The sequence below is a fragment of the Neorhizobium petrolearium genome (genome assembly GCF_017873175.1).
Classification (GTDB): Bacteria; Pseudomonadota; Alphaproteobacteria; order Rhizobiales; family Rhizobiaceae; genus Neorhizobium; species Neorhizobium petrolearium.
On the sequence record NZ_JAGGJW010000007.1, the window covers coordinates 184,959 to 204,484 of the forward strand.

A 19,526-nucleotide genomic window follows, 5' to 3' on the forward strand; every position below is an offset into this window, starting at 1 on the left:
TCTATGCCGGCAGCTTGATGTCAAGCGAGTTGCGAATGCGGCCTTTGCCGATCTCGATGACGTGCCGCATGGCGATGATTGCCTTTTGCGGGTCGCGTGAGGCAATGGCGTGCGCGATCCTGAGGTGATTGGAGGCGACTTCATCGATCATCTCGGGTGAGGATGCCGGTGATGAGAGCTGGAAGGATATTGCCAGCGCCGCCTCGATCAGCGCGCTTGCCGAGCGCATGAACGGATTGCCGGACATGCGGGCGATGGCGAGGTGGAATTCCAGGTCCACCTTGGCGATGGTTTCCGGCGTATGCGCGAGATTGTCGAATTTCGCTGCAATCGCATAAAGTGCGACGATATCGTCACTCGTGGCCCGTATTGCCGCTGCGGCGGCGGCTGCCGGCTCCAGAGCCATACGCATTTCCGCAAGATGTTCGATGAACTCGAAATCGAGGCCTGATTCGAAGCGCCAGCCGAGCACGTCCGAATCGAAGAAATTCCAGCTCGCCTTATCCAGCACGCGGGTGCCGACCTTGGCTTTGGGCTCTACCAGGCGTTTTGCGGCGAGCGTCTTCATGGATTCGCGCAACACCGTGCGGGAGACACCGAAGCGAGCGGAAAGTTCCGCATCACCTGGCAGCAATGAGCCTTCCGGTATCTTGCCGGATACGATGCCGCGGCCGAGTTCCGCCACCACATGTGCGTGGTTGCTGCGGCGCTTTCGCCCACTGATCGTGGTTTCCAGAAGACCCAATCAAACCCCCTTCAGCCGGCCCTCGGCCAGCTTCCTGTTTGAATACCAGATGATCGCACGCTGCAAGACGATGAAGACGAAGAGCAGGAAGCCGATAACGATTTTCGTCCACCAGGACGACAAGGTGCCATCAAAGACAATGTAGGTTTGGATCAGTCCCTGGATCAAGATCCCCACGAACGTGCCTGCGACGAGGCCGACGCCGCCCGTCAGCAGCGTACCGCCAATGACGACGGCTGCAATCGCATCGAGCTCGACGCCGACTGTCGCCAGGGAATAGCCGGACGAGGTGTAGAGCGTGTAGGCAATGCCGGCGAGGCCGGAAAGAAAGCCCGAAAGTGCATAGATGCCGACGGTCGTTGAACCCACCGACACACCCATCAGTTCCGCCGATTGCTGGTTCCCGCCGATCGCATAGACATTGGCGCCGAAACGGGTGCGTCCGGCGATTAAAGTGCCGATGATGAAAACCAGCAGCATCAGCATGGCAAGCGCGGTCAACCGGCCGCCTCCCGGAAACCGGTAATAGAAGCCCTGGATGGTGTCGATAAAGGGGTGCGAGATCGGCACGGATTCGGTCGAAATCAGATAGGCGGCACCGCGCGCGAGAAACATGCCGGCGAGTGTGACGACAAAGGGTGGTATGCCGAGATAACGGATCATGGCGCCCATCAGACTGCCGAAGAGTGTCGAGATGACCAGGACGGCCACGAAGGCGGTAAGCGGATGAACTCCCAGCGTGCCGACCATGACTGCCACGAATACGCTGGTGAAGGCGATCACCGAACCGATCGACAAGTCGATCCCTCCGGACAGGATTACGAAGGTCATACCGACAGCGGCGATCCCGAGAAAGGCGTTATCGGTAAGCAGATTGCCGATCACGCGTGTCGACAGCATGTTCGGGAATTGCAGGACGCAGAGCGCATAGGCGATGACGAAAATGCCGAGCGTGGCGACAAAAGGGAGGTTGCGGGTGTGGATCATCGCGCCGTTCCTTCGGCCTCCTTGGTTGCGGCCTCCGGTTGCCGTCTGGCAGGCTTCATGAAGTGAAGCAAACTCAGGATCGTCGGCGACTGCAACGTCAGCACGATGATGATGATGCCGGCCTTGATGATCAGGTTGAACTCCGGCGGGAAGCCAGAGACAAGGATGCCGGTATTGATCGACTGGATGATCAGCGCGCCGATCAGCGAAGCGGCGATCGAGAATCGCCCGCCGTTGAGCGAGGTGCCGCCGATGACGACGGCGAGAATGGCGTCGAGTTCCAGCCAGAGGCCGGCATTGTTGGCATCGGCACCCCGGATATCGGCAGTGACGATAAGGCCGGCAACGGCGGCGCAGATGCCCGAAACCGCGTAAACGAAGAAGAGCAGGAAGCGGGCGCGTACCCCGGCGAGAGTGGCTGCGCGGCGGTTGATGCCGGTCGCCTCTATCAGGAAGCCGAGTGCCGAGCGGCGCACCAGCAGGCCGATGAGCAGGCCCGCACCCACCCAGAGATAGATGGGGATCGGAATGCCTGCGAAGGAGCCGGATCCGAGGGCAGCAAAGGTATCGTTGTTGAAGGTGAGGATAACGCCTTCTGTAATGAGTTGAGCAACGCCGCGACCGGCGACCATCAGGATCAGGGTGGCAATGATCGGCTGGATATCGAGTATCGCCACCAGGACGCCATTCCAGAGCCCGCAAAGGAGACCGACACCCAGCGAGATCAGGATGACGGCCGGCAGCGGATAGTCCTTGCTGATGAGTGTCGCTGCGACCGCGCCGCAGATGGCGATGACCGCGCCGATCGAAAGGTCGATACCGCGTGTTGCGATAACGAGTGTCATGCCGATTGTCAGCAACGCGACTGGCGCGGCGCGCACGAGGATGTCGATCAGGCTGCCGTAAAGGCGGCCGTTCTGGACGGATATCGTCAGGAAGCCCGGCGCGATTGCGGTGATCAGAGCGAGGATGATGGCCAGCGCGATGAACTGAGGAGCGAGACGGCGCAGGCGGCGGGTTACGCGATACATCAGGCGGCCTCCGTGTGGGCGGATGCGGCGATCGCCTGCATGATGTTGTCGGCGGTCACCTGATCGCCGGCGAGTTCCGCGATGTGGCGCCGATCGGAGAGCACGATGACGCGATGGGCGACAGCCGTCAGTTCCTCCAACTCGGAGGAGATCACGACGAGCGACATGCCTTGGGCGCAGAGCCGCTCGATCATCTTCAGGATTTCCGCATGCGCTCCGATGTCGATGCCGCGTGTCGGCTCATCGAGAATCAGGAGTCGCGGTTCGGTCGCCAGCCAACGGGCAAGGATCGCCTTCTGCTGATTGCCGCCAGAGAGAAACTTGATCGGCCGTTCTGGATCGGCGGGACGAATGTCCAGCGACTTGATGAAGTTTTCGGCGATCGTCCGTTTTTCGCGGGACGATATTGGCCTGGCCCAGCCTTGGCGAGCCTGTATTGCGAGCGCGATATTATCGGCGACGGAGAAATCGCCGATAATGCCGTCCGTTTTGCGCTCCTCAGGACAAAAGCCGAAGCCGGCGGCAATTGCCGCCTCGGGGGAAGAGAGGGTGATCTTTTCCCGATCGATGATCGCCGTGCCGCTGTCGGCGCGGTCGATGCCGAAGAGCAGGAAGGCGGTTTCAGTGCGGCCGGATCCCAGCAGGCCGGCGATACCGACTACCTCTCCGGGACGGATATCGAGGTCGAATGGCGCGACACTGCCGCGCCTGCCGTAACCCTCAAAGCGGATCGTGGCCTCGGCAGCGTCCTTCACCGTTTCGTCCTGTGACTGATGATCACGGGTGATGTGCTGCAGTTCACGACCGAGCATCATGGAGATCAGCTCAAGTTGCGGCAGTTCCGCCAACTTGCGCGTACCGACGAGCCGGCCGTTGCGAAGCACGGTGACCCGATCGGCGACGGCATAAACCTGGTTGAGGAAGTGAGTAATGATGATGATGCCGAGGCCGTCTTCGCGAAGCTTGCGCAATACGGAAAACAGCATCTCGACCTCATGGGCATCGAGGCTGGCGGTCGGTTCGTCGAGCACCAGGACTTTGCCGGAAAGATCGACGGCGCGGGCGATCGCGACAATCTGGCGGACCGCAACGGAATAGGAGGAAAGCAGGGCATCGACGTCGATGTCGAGCCCGTAGCGGGCAAGCAGGGCCTTCGACCGGCGGCGCATCTTAGGACGGTCGATCAGTCCGAGCCGGCGGGGTTGGCGGCCGAGAAAGAGGTTTTCCGCCACGGTGAGATTTTCGAGAAGGTTGACTTCCTGGTAGACGGTGCCGATGCCGAGTGTCTGGGCTTCCGCCACATTGGCAGGTGAGACTTCAACGCCACCGAGATAGATAGTCCCGCGGTCACGGCTATAGACCCCGGTCAGAATCTTGATCAGTGTCGACTTGCCAGCGCCGTTTTCGCCGAGCAACGCATGGATCTCACCCTGTTCCAGCGTAAAATCGACGCTATCGAGCGCCACATTGCCGAGGAAGGCCTTGCCGATACTTCTGGCTTCCAGAAGTGTATTCGAATCCGACATATTCATGTCCCGGGTCTATCGAAGAACCGGAGCGGCAAGGGGGCTCCGCTCCGGTTGCTGTTGGCGCCCGCCCCTGAAGAAGGAGCGGGGCGGGCGGCGGGAGATCAGTAGCCGAGACCCTTCTTTGCTTCGTAGACCTTCATCGGATCGTCAGCCGCGGTGTAGAGCTTCGATTCCGTCTGGATCCACTTCGGCGGCTCCTTCTTGTCTTTGAGATAAGCCTCGAGCGCGTCGAAAGCGGGGCCGGCCATGTTCGGGGTCAGCTCAACTGTGGCATTAGCTTCACCCTTTGCCATGGCCTGAAAGATATCCGGCACGGCATCGATCGAAAGGACCTTGATATCGGTGCCGGGTTTCAGGCCTGCTTCCTTGATTGCCTGGATCGCGCCGACGGCCATGTCGTCGTTGTGGGCATAGACGGCGCAGATGTCCTTACCGCCGCCTTCGGCCTTGATGAAGCTTTCCATGACTTCCTTGCCCTTGGTGCGGGTGAAGTCTCCAGTCTGCGAGCGGGCGATCTTGATGTTCGAATGCGCCGCGATCGCCTGTTCAAAACCTTTCTTGCGGTTGATGGCGGGCGAGGAACCGGTGGTACCCTGGAGCTCCATCACCTTGCAGTCCTTGCTGCCGATTTCCTTCACCAACCAGTCGCCGGCGACCTTGCCTTCGAAGACGGTGTCAGACGTAACGGCAGTCAGGTAAAGGTCCTTCGGTGCATCGATCTCGCGATCGAGCAGGATCACCGGGATATTTTCCTCCTTGGCCTCCTTGAGAACCGCATCCCAGCCGGTGGCAACGACGGGAGCGATGAAGATGGCGTCAACACCTTGCGCGATGAAGCCACGGATCGCCTTGATCTGATTTTCCTGCTTCTGCTGAGCATCAGCAAATTTCAGGTTGACGCCACGCTTTTCCGCTTCCTGTTTGGTGACGGTGGTTTCGGCGGCGCGCCAGCCGGATTCGGAACCGATCTGCGAGAAGCCGACCGTAAGCGATTGAGCGGAAACGCCCGAAGCCAGGGACATGCTGAGGGCGACGGTGACCGCCGCAAGTGCTCTTTTCATCTTAAATCCTCCCAGAGATGAGAAAGCGAACTGACGGCGGCAAGGATTGGCATATAATATTACTTTTTCAAGCGATAATTTTGATGATTTTCAAAAATGCCCGATGTGTGCAGGGCTGCCTTGTGAATTTTCATAGGAAATCAATGCTTTATTTTCTATCGCAGAAGGCGGGTGCTCTTATCAGGTGCCTGCTTTCGCATTCTTGACAACCAGGAGCGCAATCCAATAGTCGTATTAATGACCGTATCGGAACTCAGGTATTCCGACGGGAGGAACCGCATGGCTTCTGGAAGCGACGTGCGGATTATGGAAGCATTTGGGTGACGAAATCGATGTTGCGTGTTCTTCAGGTTCGTAATGGCGCCGGCCAGTTGCAGGTTGTTGCATGGGAGGGCGAAGGTCCGGCCCGTGTCGTCACGGGCGTTTCGTCCACCTATGAGCTTGCCATGCAGGCGATCGCGTCCGGCCAGACGCTTTTGCAGCGAATCGAGACAGTCGGGCTTGGCGATACAATCGATCTCGAAAGAGCCGCGGACGAGGGGCGTCTCGCTTTGCCGATCACGCATCCGGATCCGGCGCATTTCGTCGTTGCAGGCACAGGTCTCACCCATCTCGGCTCTGCCGACGGTCGCGACAAGATGCACAAGGCGGCGCAATCGGCAGAGAAGCCAACCGATTCCATGCGCATGTTCCTGATGGGCGTCGAAGGCGGCAAGCCCGGGCCGGGCCAGGTCGGCGTCCAGCCGGAATGGTTCTATAAAGGTAACGGATCACAGCTTCGGGCGACTGGCGAGGAACTTGTTTCGCCGTCCTTCGCCCTCGACGGCGGCGAGGAGCCTGAGCTTGCGGCGATCTATTTGATTGGTCCGGACGGCACGCCCTTCCGGCTCGGTTTCTGTCTTGCCAATGAATTTTCCGACCACGTGACCGAGAAGGGCAACTATCTCTGGCTTGCCCATTCCAAGCTGCGCCAGGCTGCACTTGGGCCGGAACTTCTGGTCGGCGATCTGCCAGATCACGTGGAGGGGACCTCGCGGGTGCGCCGTGGTGATCGGGTGATCTTCGAAAAGCCGTTCCTCTCCGGCGAGGCTAACATGTCCCATACCATCGCCAATCTGGAGTATCATAACTTCAAATATGAGTTGTTCCGTCAACCTGGCGACCTGCATGTGCATTTCTTCGGCACGGCGACGCTCTCCTTCTCCGAAGGCGTCAAGACGGAAGCCGGCGACATATTCGAGATTTCGGCGGCCCCTTTCAAGCTGCCCCTCGTCAATCGGCTGACCGTCGCCGCGGATAAGCCCGTTACCGTCAAGAAGCTCTGAGAGGCGGCCATGGCTCCCATCCGTCTTGCTATTGTCGGGCTTGGAAAGATCGCCAGGGACCAGCATCTGGGCGCGATCGAGTCTACCAACGGCATCGAACTTGTGGCTGTCGCCAGCCGCCACGCCAAGCTCGATGGCGTTGCATGTTTTCACGAAATCGGCGATCTGCTTGATTCCGATATGGAAATCGACGCCGTTTCGCTCTGCACACCGCCACAGGGACGGTTCAGTCAGGCAAAGGCCGCGCTTGATGCCGGCAAACATGTAATGCTTGAAAAGCCGCCGGGTGCGACGCTCTCGGAGGTTTACGCGCTCGACGCTCTCGCCAGGAGGAAAGGTTTAACACTCTTCTCCACCTGGCATTCACGGGCTGCGGCTGCAGTCGAGCCAGCGCGAGCGCTGCTGGCGAAGCGGAAAATCCGCAGCGTAGCGGTCGAATGGAAGGAAGATGTCCGCCATTGGCATCCGGGGCAGGCGTGGATATGGGAGCCCGGCGGTCTCGGCGTTTTCGATCCCGGCATCAATGCACTGTCAATCGTCACCCGCATCATGCCGGAAGAATTCCATCTGACCCGCTCGGAGCTGACTTTCCCCGTCAATCGCGCTGCACCGATCGCCGCAAGCCTCGTTTTTGAGACGGATAGCGGCGTGCCCGTCTCGGCGGAATTCGACTGGCGTCAGACCGGTCCGCAGACCTGGGACATCCGCGTCGAGACCGACGAAGGTTCGGTGGTGCTGACCCATGGCGGCAGCAGGCTTTTCGTCAATGGCGAAAGCGTGATTGTTGAAGAGGACAAGGAATACCGCAATCTCTATCGCGATTTCGTTGCGCTTGTCATGAAAGGCGCAAGCGATACCGATTTCTCGCCGCTGGTGCATGTCGCCGATGCCTTTATGCTGGGCCGGCGTATCCAAACAGCCGCCTTTGAGGACTAATGATGAGCAACACCGAAAATACATCCTCCACCGAGATCGCCGAAACCGACCAACGCCGCCAGGGGGTGAACAAACTGCGTTCTCGCGCCTGGTTCGACAATCCGGCTAACGTGGACATGACGGCGCTTTATCTTGAGCGCTACATGAATTTCGGCCTGAGCCAGGCCGAATTGCAGTCGGATCGACCGATCATCGGCATCGCTCAGACCGGTTCCGATCTCTCTCCCTGCAACCGCCATCATCTGGAGCTTGCCCACCGTCTTCGCGAAGGCATCCGCGAGGCGGGCGGCATCGCCATCGAGTTCCCGGTCCATCCGATCCAGGAAACCGGCAAGCGCCCGACTGCCGGCCTCGACCGCAACCTCGCCTATCTTGGCCTCGTCGAAGTGCTCTATGGCTATCCGCTGGATGGTGTTGTGCTGACGATCGGCTGCGACAAGACGACGCCGGCCTGTCTCATGGCGGCGGCCACCGTCAACATTCCGGCGATCGCGCTGTCGGTCGGGCCGATGCTGAATGGCTGGTTCCGCGGGGAACGCACCGGGTCCGGCACGATTGTCTGGAAGGCGCGCGAGCTGCTCGCCAAAGGCGAGATCGATTACGCAGGTTTCGTGAAGCTCGTCGCATCCTCGGCGCCATCGACAGGCTATTGTAACACGATGGGAACGGCGACGACGATGAATTCGCTTGCCGAGGCGCTCGGCATGCAGCTTCCCGGTTCGGCTGCCATTCCGGCACCCTATCGCGACCGTCAGGAAGTCGCCTATCTCACCGGTCTTCGGATCGTCGAGATGGTCAAGGAGGATCTGAAGCCCTCCGACATTCTGACCAAGGAGGCCTTCATCAATGCAATCCGCGTCAATTCGGCGATCGGTGGTTCCACCAACGCACCGATCCATTTGAACGCGCTCGCGCGTCATATCGGCGTGGAACTCTCCGTCGATGACTGGCAGACTTATGGCGAAGAAGTGCCGCTGCTCGTCAACCTGCAGCCGGCCGGCGAATATCTCGGCGAAGACTATTATCATGCGGGTGGCGTGCCGGCGGTCGTCAACCAGCTCATGGAACAGGGCCTCATCCATGAGGACGCCATGACGGTGAACGGCAAGACCATCGGCGAGAATTGCCGCGGAGCGATCATCGAGGACGAGAAGGTCATCCGTCGCTATGAGGAGCCCTTGAAGGCAGCCGCCGGCTTCCGGGTCCTGCGCGGCAACCTGTTCTCGTCGGCGATCATGAAGACCAGCGTCATCTCCAAGGAGTTCCGCGACCGTTATCTGTCGAACCCCGATGATCCGGAAGCGTTCGAGGGCAAGGCAGTCGTTTTCGACGGCCCGGAAGACTATCATCACCGCATCGACGATCCGTCGCTCGAAATCGACGAACATACGATCCTCTTCATGCGCGGCGCCGGGCCGATCGGCTATCCGGGGGCTGCAGAAGTCGTCAACATGCGTGCGCCGGATTATCTGCTGAAGAAGGGCGTCACCTCGCTCGCCTGCATCGGTGACGGACGGCAGTCCGGTACTTCGGGTAGTCCGTCGATCCTCAATGCCTCGCCGGAAGCGGCGGCAGGCGGTGGTCTCGCACTTTTGAAGACGGGTGACCGGGTCCGGATCGATCTCGGCCGAGGTACAGCCGACATCCTTATTTCGGACGAGGAGCTCGCCGAGCGCCGCAAGGCCTTGGAAGCGAGCGGCGGCTATCATTATCCGAAGCACCAGACGCCCTGGCAGGAAATCCAGCGGGGCATCGTTGGGCAGATGGAAACCGGTGCGGTGCTCGAGCCGGCGGTCAAGTACCAGCGTATTGCCCAGACAGCCGGACTGCCGCGCGATAATCATTGATCGGTAACGATCCCCAGGGGCGGCGGGGGGCCGCCCTCATCCCGAACCAAGGCGGCTCAAGAGAGGCCGACCTCAAGGAGGAGTAGTACATGAGCATCCTAAAATATCTGACCACGGCAGCGATGCTGACGGGCCTGGCTTTCGCCGCACCGGCCGGAGCCCAGGACAAGGGCCTCGTCGGCGTCGCCATGCCGACCAAGTCTTCGGCCCGCTGGATCGCCGACGGCGACAACATGGTGAAGGTTCTCAAGGAGCGCGGCTATGACGTCGACCTGCAGTATGCGGAAGACGACATTCCGAACCAGCTCGCGCAGATCGAGAACATGGTCACCAAGGGCGCCAAGGTGCTCGTCGTTGCTTCGATCGATGGGACCACCCTGTCGGACGTACTGGCGCAGGCCCATGAGCAGGGCATCAAGGTCATCGCCTATGACCGCCTGATCCGCGACACGCCGAATGTCGACTACTACGCCACCTTCGACAATTTCCAGGTCGGCGTCCAGCAGGCGACGTCGCTGGTCAAGGGCCTCAAGGCCGACACCGAAAAGGGTCCGTTCAACATCGAGCTCTTCGGCGGTTCGCCGGACGACAACAACGCCTTCTTCTTCTACAATGGTGCGATGAGCGTGCTGCAGCCGCTGATCGACAAGGGCACGCTCGTGGTCGGCAGCGGCCAGACCGGCATGGACAAGGTTGCAACGTTGCGCTGGGACCCGGCAACGGCCCAGGCCCGCATGGACGCGATCCTTTCCTCCACCTATTCCGACAAGAAGCTGAACGGCGTGCTTTCCCCTTATGACGGCCTCTCGATCGGCATCCTTTCTTCCGTGAAGGGCGTGGGTTATGGCAGCGGCGACATGCCGATGCCGGTCGTCACCGGTCAGGACGCAGAAGTCCCGTCTGTCAAGTCGATCATCGCCGGCGAACAGTATTCGACGATCTTCAAGGACACCCGTGATCTCGCCAAGGTCACCGTCGATATGGTCGATGCGGTCATGAGCGGCAAGGAGCCGCAGGTCAACGACACCAAGACCTATGACAACGGTAAGAAGGTCGTTCCGTCCTATCTTCTGAAGCCTGTCGTCGTCGACAAGACGAACTGGAAGCAGGTTCTGGTTGACGGCGGTTACTACAAGGAATCGCAGCTCAAGTAGTAGGCTTTTTGCTCCGCGCGGTGATAATCTGCCGCGTGGACCCAAGCAAATCCGGGAAAAGTGCGCAGCGATTTTCCGTCCGGAATTTGCGCAAGACAAAGATATGGAGCGTTTCCCGCAGGAAGCGCTCTAATTTTCGGAGTGATCATGCTCGATCCCGTTCCGCTGGCCGAAAGGCCGCCCATTCTCGAAATGCGAGGCATTTCGAAAAGCTTTGGCGCCGTAAAGGCGCTTTCCGATGTAAGCTTCACCGTTCAGGAAGGCGAGATCCACGCGCTCGTGGGCGAAAACGGCGCTGGCAAGTCGACGCTGATGAAGGTGCTTTCCGGCGTCTATCCTCACGGTTCCTACGAAGGCTCGATTCTGTTCGCGGGCGAGGAGCGTCATTTCCGCGACATCAACGATTCCGAAAAGCTCGGCATCATTATCATTCATCAGGAACTTGCGCTCATTCCGCTGATGTCGATCGCGGAAAACATCTTCCTGACCAATCCGCCGGCGCGGCACGGCGTCATCGACCGCAGCGAGAGGCACAAGCGCACCCAGGCGTTGCTCGCCAAGGTGGGGCTCACCGAACAGCCGGACACGCTGATCACCAATATCGGTGTCGGCAAACAGCAGCTGGTCGAGATCGCCAAGGCGCTGTCGAAGGACGTGCGTCTCCTGATTCTCGACGAGCCGACTGCATCGCTCAACGAGACGGACAGCGCGGCTTTGCTGGAACTTCTCAAGGAATTCCGCCGCAACGGCATTACCTCGATCATGATCTCCCATAAGCTCAACGAGATCACGGAAGTCGCTGACCGTATCACGGTGCTTCGCGACGGCCGCACGGTCGGCACGATGGATTGCCATGCCGGCCCGGTCGATGAGGACGAGATTGTGCGGCGCATGGTCGACCGCGATCTCGAAAGCCGCTATCCGAAGCGCGATCCGAAGATCGGCGATGTCATCTTCGAGGTCGAGAACTGGTCCGCCTACCACCCGCAGCATTCCGACCGGCAGGTGGTCAAGAATGTTTCGCTGAAGGTCAGGGCCGGCGAGATCGTCGGCATTTCCGGGCTGATGGGCGCAGGGCGCACCGAATTTGCCATGAGCCTGTTCGGCCGTTCCTGGGGACGTCATATCACGGGCACCGCCAAGATGCACGGCAAGGAACTCGACCTTTCCGACGTCCACAAGGCCATCAAGGCGGGGCTCGCCTATGTGACCGAAGACCGCAAGCAGCTCGGCCTCATTCTGCCGGAGGATATCCGCAAGAACGTCTCTCTCGCCCATCTCGGCGGCGTGTCTTCGCGCGGTGTCATCGACGATATCGCCGAGATGAAGGTGGCGCAGGAATTCCGCGCTCGCATGCGCATCCGCAGCCACAACGTCTACCAGGAAACCGGCAAGCTCTCAGGCGGCAATCAGCAGAAGGTGGTATTGTCGAAATGGCTCTTCACGGGGCCTGAAGTGCTGATCCTGGACGAGCCGACACGCGGCATCGATGTCGGCGCGAAATATGAAATTTACACGATCATCAATGAGCTCGCCGATGCCGGCAAGGCAGTGGTCGTCATATCGTCGGAAATGCCCGAACTGATCGGCATTTGCGATCGTATCATGGTCATGCACGAAGGTGCGTTTGTCGGCGAAGTGTCCGGCGAGGAAGCCACGCAGGAAAATATTATGCGCGCCATCATGCGGCGCAAAGGGAGAGAATAATGAGTACGCCCCAGGAAGCAATCACGGCGCCGCCGAAGGCGACCAGTTTTCTGAAGGACAATCTCCGCGACTTCGGCATGCTGATCTCGCTGGTGGTGATCGTCATCTTCTTCCAGATCGCCACCGACGGCGTTCTCCTGAAGCCGCTCAACGTCACCAATATCGTGCTGCAAAATAGCTATATCGTCATCATGGCGCTCGGCATGCTGATGGTGATCGTCACCGGCCATATCGACCTGTCGGTCGGTTCGGTCGCAGGCTTTATCGGTGGCCTTGCCGGGCTCATGATGGTCTCGTGGGGGATCAATTTCGCTGTCGTGATCGTTGCCTGCCTTGCGGTCGGCGGCCTGATCGGCGCAGCCCAGGGCTATTTCGTCGCCTTTCTCAAGATACCGTCCTTCATCGTGACACTCGCGGGCATGCTGGTCTTCCGTGGTCTGATGATCGCCATTCTCGGCAGCCAGGCGATCGGGCCATTCCCGCCGATATTTCAGAAGCTTTCGTCCGGCTACGTCGTCGAGCTGATCTCCTCGGCTGGTGGCCTCTACATCACTTCGTTCGTGCTTGGCCTCATCCTTGCAATCATCCTCATCGTGCAGAATGTCGCGAGCCGCAAGCGGCGCATTTCGCATGGCGTCGAGACAGAGCCGTTTGGCTTCTTCGTCGCCAAGAACCTGCTGATCCTTGCCGGCGTCGGTTACATCGCCTTTTTGATCTCGTCGCATCGCGGGATGCCGAACGTGCTGATCATCATGGCGGTGCTGATTGCCGCCTATAGCTTCCTGACCACACGCACCGTGGTTGGCCGGCAGATCTATGCAGTCGGCGGCAATGCCCGCGCGGCCGAGCTTTCCGGTATCAAGACGACGCGGCTGGTTTTCCTTACCTTCGTCAACATGGGCATGCTTGCGGCTCTCGGCGGCCTCGTGGTCGCTGCGCGTCTCAACAGCGCCACACCGAAAGCCGGCACCGGCTTCGAGCTCGACGTCATCGCGGCATGTTTCATCGGTGGGGCATCTGCCTATGGCGGCGTCGGCAAGGTGACGGGCGCGGTGATCGGCGCATTCCTGATGGGCGTGATGAACAACGGCATGTCGATCCTCGGCATCGGCATCGACTATCAGCAGGTCATCAAGGGCCTCGTGCTTCTCGGCGCCGTCTGCGTCGACGTCTACAACCAGCGTCGATAAGGCTCCTGGGGAAACAATGTTTCCCTCCCGTGTGTTCGATTATCGCCTGGAAGCTGACCGCTTCCGGGCGATAGATCTTTCAGGTCGCCGAGTCCGTAACCGCTTCTTCGATGACGTCTTCCGGGATGTCGTCGAATGAGGAATAGTTGAGATTGTAGAGTTTCGAATAGAGCTTGCCGTTTTTCATCAGCTCGCGGTGATTGCCGCTTTCGATCAGCTCGCCGTTCTGTAGCACGATGATCCGGTCGGCCTCGCGGATCGTTGCAAGGCGATGGGCGATGACCAGGCCGGTGCGCCCTTCGAGCAGCTTTACCAGAGCCTTCTGGATCAGCATTTCCGTATAGCTGTCGATATTGGCAGTCGCCTCGTCGAGCACCAGAATCTTGGCATCTGCCACCAGGGCGCGGGCGAAGCTGATCAGCTGCCGCTGGCCGAGCGACAGATTGCCGCCACGCTGGCCGAGCAGGCTGTCATATCCATCGGGCAGGCGCATGATAAAGTCGTGGGCGCCAACGGCTTTGGCCGCCTCGATCACCTCTTCGCGTGTCGCATCCGTCTTGTGATAGCGGATGTTGTCGAAGACCGTGCCGGTGAACAGGAAAGGTTCCTGGAGGACCATGGCGATCTGCCGGCCGAGCGAGTCCTGCGTGAGCTCGCGCACGTCGTGGCCGCCCACCAGAACCTGGCCCCCCTGAACTTCGTAGAAGCGATGGATGAGCGACATGCAGCTCGACTTGCCGGAGCCCGTCGGGCCGACGAGCGCGACCGTTTCGCCCGGATTTACCTTGAAACTTACGTGTTTCAATACCGGATGTTTGGGGTTGTAACCGAAAACGACATCGCGGAATTCCACGGAGCCGTCCATATCCGGCGACAGAACCTTGGCGTTCGGCGCATCCTTGATGTCTACCGGCACGTCCAGCACGTCCGTCAGGCGCTGACCCGAAGCCATAGCGCGCTGCATGACCGAATACTGCAGGGTGAGTGAACGGATCGGGTCGAAGAAGCGCTGGATGTAGAACAGGAATGCGACCATCACGCCGACATCGAGCGCCTGGTTCAGCACGCGGGCGCCACCGACCACGACGACGAGCGCCATGGCGAGGCCGGTGAGTGAATCCACGATCGGCACCATGACCTGAGCATACTTCGCTGCCGTTAGATGGGTCTTGAGATTGGCGCGGGCCTTGTCGTCGTAAAGCATGAAATTGACCCGCTCCCGGTCCATGCTCTGTACGGCACGGACACCGTGGATCGCTTCGGCCAAGGCACCGTTCGCTACTGAATTCGTCTCATGCGCCGCCATGAAGGATTTCCGCGCGCGCGGCAGCCAGAAGATGCGGACAATGAAGAGGACGGGGAGGGCGGAGAGCGTGAGCAGGCCCAGCTTGAAATCGAGATAGAGCATGACGAAGATGATACCGAAGAGAAGGACGATATCGCCAACCGAAAGCACCGAGGTTTCGAGAAATTCCTGCATTGAGTTTACATCGCCCTGCAGGCGGGACATGAGCCGGCCGACCTCCGTCTTGTCCATCCAGGAGAGCGAAACGCGCTGCAGATGGGTGAACATAGCCTTGCGGATGTCGAAAAGCACATCTTCGGCCACATTGCCGACCAGCATTTCCTGTGCGTAGCTGGCGCCGAAATTGATCAGGATCGCTGCAAGAAACACGACAATCGACCAGATGAGCACGCTGTGGTCGACGCTGCCGGGATGCATGCCGTGGTCGATCGCATAGCGGATGATCAGCGGGATCAGGAGCTGCATCGCCGTGAACGTGAGGACGGCGGCAACGGCCCAATAGATCTTCACCTGATACGGGCGCACGAAGGCCCATATGCGCTTGATGATATTGCCGTCGAAGACCTTGCCGAAGATCTCCTCTTCGATGCGGTGCGAGCCGACAACCGCGCGGGGCGGGCGCCTGCCGTCGTCGCGAATGTCGGCGCGTTCAGTTTCCAGTTCCTCGGCCATCAATCCCTCCCTCAGGCCGTCAACGCTTCGTCGCCGGGACGCACCTGCAGATCGTAGAGCGCTTTGTAGCGTCCGCCCAAGGCGAGAAGTTCTTCGTGCGTGCCACTCTCGACAAGCCGGCCGTTTTCCATGAACAGGATGCGGTTGGCATGCATCAGCGAGCTTAGGCGATGCGCAACGATGATGGTCACCCGGTCGGCGGCATATCTGCGCATGGCGCTGCGGATGCGCTGTTCGGTCCCTGCGTCGATGGCGGCGGTGGAATCGTCGAAGACCATCACCGCCGGGCGCAACATCAGGGCACGGGCAATCGACAGGCGCTGCCGCTGACCGCCAGAGAGCGAGACGCCCCGTTCGCCGACGACGGTACCGTAGCCGGTCGGCAAGCCGAGCACGTAATTGTGGAGCTGGGCGCTCTCGCTGGCCCGTTCAATGCGGCTCTCTTTCGCCCAGGGATCGCCATAGGCGATGTTGTTTTCGATGGTCGTCGTGAACAGGAAACTATCCTGCTGCACGACCGCCACTGCGCGGCGCAGCGATTGCAGCGTAACCTTGCGGATATCCTGGCCGTCGATGGTGATCCGGCCGTCGGTGACGTCGTAGAAGCGCGGGATCAGATGGGCCAGGGTGGATTTGCCGCTGCCCGGTGGGCCAACGATGCCAATTGTTTCGCCGCGCTTTGCTTCAAAGGTTACATCGGTGAGAACCTGATGCTTTTCGGCACCGGGATAGGCAAAATTCACATGCTCGAAGCGGAGCGTCCCATCCGTGGTTTCAAGGTCCTTCGCGCCCATTTCGTCCTTGATGGCGATGTCGAGGTCGAGCAGTTCGAAAAGGCGGGCGCCGCAGGTGGAGGCACGGGCAAAGGCGTTGACCATCAGGCCGAGCTGACGCACCGGCATTTGCAGGATAGTCATGAAAGTCAGGAAAGAGGTGAGGGTGCCGACGCTCATCTCGCCGGCCATGACCTTGCTGCCGCCGACCCAGAGCACGAGGCCCATGGCTGCGAAGAAGGAGAACGTCATCGCGCTGGTATTCGCCACCCGAATGCCGACGCGTTGATGCGCCAGTGACACCGCGCTCTTCGACGCTGTCTCGAACTTGTCGATCTCATGCTGTTGGGCGGCGAAGGCACGAACGACGCGGATGCCGCCAAGGTTCTCCTCCATCACGCGGGTGAGCACTGAAAGCCGCTCCTGCAGGTCGAGCCAGGTGGCGCGCAGTCGAAGTTGCGTGACGGACGACCGCCAGCCGACGAAAGGCACGAAGCTCAAAGCCAGAAGGCCGAGCACCACATCGGTCGAGATAAGCAGGTAGGCGCCGATGCCGATCAACATTGTGAGCAGGACCATGCGTACGAAGGCTGTCGAGAAATACATGCGCACGCCTTCGAGATCGAGCAGCCCGACCGTGATCAGATCGCCTGAATGCATGCTGTCGTGGAAGCTGAAGGAAAGGCGCTGGATCTTTTCGTAACACGCAAGCCGCAGCCGATAGCCCATATGGTGCCCGACGGCTTCGCTATAATAATTCTGGATCAGCGTGAAGATGCCGCGAAGCACGCTCGCACCGAGCAGGAAGAGAGCGGTCGTCAGGAGCGCATCCTGTGCCTGTTGTCCGGCGTCGCCTCCCGTCAGCACCACCTGCGTGTGGTCTACGGCCTGTCCAAGAAGTTGCGGGATCATCAGCTGAAAGGTTGAAGCGATCAGAGTTGCGACGATCGCAAAACCCGCTTGCCAGGGATGGCGGAAGGCCATGACGGTGATGCGGGTGAGGATCGAGAGGCCTTTGCCCCAGCCTGCCGCCTTCACCAGCGCCAACGAAGCCGACGGCTTCGCAACGCGAACTGTTGCATCGCTGCTCACGGTATTATTCCAAAAATGAATCAATCGGCCGGACAAATACTCGAGACGGCCATTCTGAGATGGGGATTCTCCGATTATCTAGGCAGCATAACCACGATGATCAGTCAACAGATTTGCACCGAAAAGGGTGCTGCTGGTGAAGGATTTTCGGCCGATGTTGCGCATGAATTTTCCGGATCGAACGAGTTTCGACATATCGTTGCTTGAGAAGGAAAGCCGTATGCGCGAAAAGGCCCTGACAGCGTGCCATCCATCGCGTGATGCTGGCACATTTTCCGGTCTCGGTTGCCATGATCGGCATCAGGCCCTCTCGCTGGAATGGGAAAAGGTGACGACCAATCCGTCCGAAATCGCCGAACCGCTGCGACAGGCTGGTGTAGCCGCCCTGGTGCTGAAAGCGATCGAGGCCATTCTCGGTATGCTCGCCGCCATGGTCCTGGTAGGACTGCTTCTCATCGTGCTGACCAGCGTTTGCCTGCGCTATTTCTTCAATACAGGCCTTATCGGGGCAGAGGACGCGGGTATCTGGATGCATGTGGCGCTGATCTCGCTCGGCGCGCCGCTCAGTCTGAAAAGTGCACTTGCCATGCGGCTCGATGCCTTCGTCCGGCTACTGCCAGAGCGTCTGGCGCCGGTCGCCGAGGTGCTTGCAGACGTCTTCACCGTGCTGGCTGCGTTGAGCCTGATTTTCGGTGGTGCGGAGATCGTGGTCATGCTTGGCGGCGTTTCGCCGACCTTGGGCCTGCCTGAATGGATCCGGTTCGGTTTCCTGGGGGCGGGCGGCGGGCTGGTCCTGCTCATGCTTCTGCTTCAGAGGGCCACGGACGGCAAGGCGATTGCCGTATTGATTTCTCTCGCACTGGGTACGGCGCTCTATTTCGGTGTGCCGAAAGTTCTTTTCGATACGCATCTGCCGCCGAGCCTGTTCCTCGCGCTTATCGGCGGGCTTGGGCTGGTGCTGGCGACCCCGTTGGCGCACGCCTTTCTCGCGGCAGCTTATGTGGCGATCGCTTTCGGAAGCAGTTTGCCGGAGCCGGCTATCGTTTCGACGACCGTTACCGGCATTTCAAAATTTCTGCTGCTTGCCATCCCTTTCTTCCTGCTTGTGGGCGGGTTGCTGACCGCATCTGGCGTCGCCAATCAGCTTGTGCGTTTCGCTGCTTCAATGGTCGGGCATCGCCGGGCGGGACTGGCGCAGACGACGCTTTTGACCAGCGTGTTCCTTTCCGGTGCTTCGGGTTCTTCCGTTGCCAATGCTGCTTTCGGCGCTTCGATCTTCCAACCGGAATTGGTCAAGCACGGTTATCCAGCGGCGCAGGCGGGGGCGATCATCGCCGCGACCTCGGTGCTCGATAACATCATCCCGCCTTCGATCGCATTCCTCATCCTTGCTGCCGCTACCAATCTTTCGGTCGGTTCACTGCTGGTCGGCGGCTTTTTCGCAGGCGCGCTGATGGCGATTTGCCTTGCTGTTGCCATCCACCTGACGGTGCGCGAGCAGGTCACGCGGCCGCGCGCGACTGCCTCTGCGCGCTGGCAGGCAGCGGCTTCCGCCATTCCCGCCTTCGGGCTCGGTATCATCGTCGTGGTCGGCATCCGCGTCGGTATCGTGACGACGACGGAGGCCGCGGCCTTGGCTGCGTTCTACGCGCTCTTGCTGGGGCTCTGGGGACGGATCGGTTTCGGAGCGCTCTTCTCGGTTTTTCGTCAGTCTGCGACGGAAGCTGCAGCGATCGGCCTTCTGATAGGCACGGCCGGTCCTTGCGCCTTCCTGCTGGCGGTGGACGATATCTCCGGTCTGGTTTCGGAGTTTACGACCATGCTTGGCGGCAGCGCGCTGGCGGTCATTATCCTGTCGAACGTCATCCTGCTGGCGGTCGGGCTGGTGCTGGATATCGGTGCCGCTATTCTGCTTTTCGGCCCGATCCTGCTGCCTGCTGCCGTTTCTGCCGGTATCGATCCCATCCAATTCGGCGTCATTATCGTCGTGAATCTGATGATCCACGGCCTGACACCACCGCTCGGCATGCTGATCTTCGTGGTCAGCGGTGTCACGCGCGTTCCGGCATCCGCGCTGTTCCGCGCCGTGCTGCCTTATCTCGTCGCTCTGCTTACTTCCCTGGCGATCCTGTGCGCCTGGGCCACCATCTTCTAACTCGGGAATTCCTGGC

General features: G+C 60.0%; 14 protein-coding genes. 7 read left to right on the forward strand and 7 right to left on the reverse strand.

Going from position 1 to position 19,526, the window contains the following annotated elements:
- Nucleotide 1 precedes the first annotated feature (1 nt).
- The 5 genes from J2046_RS15350 to ytfQ form a co-directional block, all read right to left on the reverse strand.
- Nucleotides 2–745: a FadR/GntR family transcriptional regulator gene (locus J2046_RS15350; protein ID WP_210053177.1), complete on the reverse strand. Its 744-nt coding sequence runs from the start codon at nt 743–745 to the stop codon at nt 2–4.
- A complete protein-coding gene (gene yjfF / locus J2046_RS15355; protein WP_210053179.1) occupies nt 746–1,732 on the reverse strand; it encodes a galactofuranose ABC transporter, permease protein YjfF in 987 nt (328 codons plus the stop codon). It lies immediately after the preceding gene.
- Nucleotides 1,729–2,763, reverse strand: a complete 1,035-nt coding sequence (locus J2046_RS15360) for an ABC transporter permease (protein WP_210053181.1) — start codon at nt 2,761–2,763, stop codon at nt 1,729–1,731. Before J2046_RS15360 ends, yjfF begins: the two co-directional genes overlap by 4 nt.
- Nucleotides 2,763–4,289: a sugar ABC transporter ATP-binding protein gene (locus tag J2046_RS15365; RefSeq protein ID WP_210053183.1), complete on the reverse strand. Its 1,527-nt coding sequence runs from the start codon at nt 4,287–4,289 to the stop codon at nt 2,763–2,765. Before J2046_RS15365 ends, J2046_RS15360 begins: the two co-directional genes overlap by 1 nt.
- A gap of 104 nt (nt 4,290–4,393) precedes the next feature.
- Nucleotides 4,394–5,353 (reverse strand): galactofuranose ABC transporter, galactofuranose-binding protein YtfQ, encoded by a 960-nt coding sequence (gene ytfQ / locus J2046_RS15370; protein ID WP_210053186.1) that lies wholly within the window; start codon nt 5,351–5,353, stop codon nt 4,394–4,396.
- A gap of 332 nt (nt 5,354–5,685) precedes the next feature.
- Between ytfQ and araD1 the strand changes: the two genes are divergently transcribed.
- The 6 genes from araD1 (at nt 5,686) to mmsB (ending at nt 13,512) form a co-directional block, all read left to right on the forward strand.
- On the forward strand, nt 5,686–6,678 hold the full coding sequence (gene araD1, locus J2046_RS15375; protein ID WP_210053188.1) for an AraD1 family protein: 993 nt from the start codon (nt 5,686–5,688) through the stop codon (nt 6,676–6,678).
- Between the two features lie 9 nt (nt 6,679–6,687).
- Nucleotides 6,688–7,614 carry a Gfo/Idh/MocA family protein gene (locus J2046_RS15380; RefSeq protein WP_210053190.1) on the forward strand — a complete coding sequence of 309 codons (927 nt, stop codon included), beginning with the start codon at nt 6,688–6,690 and terminating at the stop codon, nt 7,612–7,614.
- 2 nt (nt 7,615–7,616) lie between these two features.
- A complete protein-coding gene (locus tag J2046_RS15385) occupies nt 7,617–9,461 on the forward strand; it encodes an IlvD/Edd family dehydratase (protein ID WP_233469785.1) in 1,845 nt (614 codons plus the stop codon).
- A gap of 89 nt (nt 9,462–9,550) precedes the next feature.
- Nucleotides 9,551–10,615, forward strand: coding sequence for a multiple monosaccharide ABC transporter substrate-binding protein (gene chvE / locus J2046_RS15390; protein WP_210053193.1), 1,065 nt, complete (start codon nt 9,551–9,553; stop codon nt 10,613–10,615).
- A gap of 147 nt (nt 10,616–10,762) precedes the next feature.
- Nucleotides 10,763–12,322, forward strand: coding sequence for a multiple monosaccharide ABC transporter ATP-binding protein (mmsA, locus tag J2046_RS15395; RefSeq protein WP_210053194.1), 1,560 nt, complete (start codon nt 10,763–10,765; stop codon nt 12,320–12,322).
- The gene (gene mmsB, locus J2046_RS15400) at nt 12,322–13,512 is read left to right on the forward strand and encodes a multiple monosaccharide ABC transporter permease (RefSeq protein WP_210053196.1); all 1,191 of its coding nucleotides are present in this window, start codon (nt 12,322–12,324) and stop codon (nt 13,510–13,512) included. Before mmsA ends, mmsB begins: the two co-directional genes overlap by 1 nt.
- A gap of 79 nt (nt 13,513–13,591) precedes the next feature.
- Here the strand turns inward: mmsB and J2046_RS15405 are convergent, their stop codons facing one another.
- Together J2046_RS15405 and J2046_RS15410 are read right to left on the reverse strand one after the other, a co-directional pair.
- The gene (locus tag J2046_RS15405) at nt 13,592–15,490 is read right to left on the reverse strand and encodes an ABC transporter ATP-binding protein (RefSeq protein ID WP_210053197.1); all 1,899 of its coding nucleotides are present in this window, start codon (nt 15,488–15,490) and stop codon (nt 13,592–13,594) included.
- Nucleotides 15,491–15,501: 11 nt separating this feature from the next.
- On the reverse strand, nt 15,502–17,355 hold the full coding sequence (locus tag J2046_RS15410; RefSeq protein ID WP_210053199.1) for an ABC transporter ATP-binding protein: 1,854 nt from the start codon (nt 17,353–17,355) through the stop codon (nt 15,502–15,504).
- Between the two features lie 220 nt (nt 17,356–17,575).
- Here J2046_RS15410 and J2046_RS15415 point away from each other — a divergent pair, with 220 nt between their 5' ends.
- Nucleotides 17,576–19,510, forward strand: coding sequence for a TRAP transporter large permease (locus J2046_RS15415; RefSeq protein WP_210053201.1), 1,935 nt, complete (start codon nt 17,576–17,578; stop codon nt 19,508–19,510).
- The last annotated feature ends 16 nt before the right edge of the window (nt 19,511–19,526 follow it).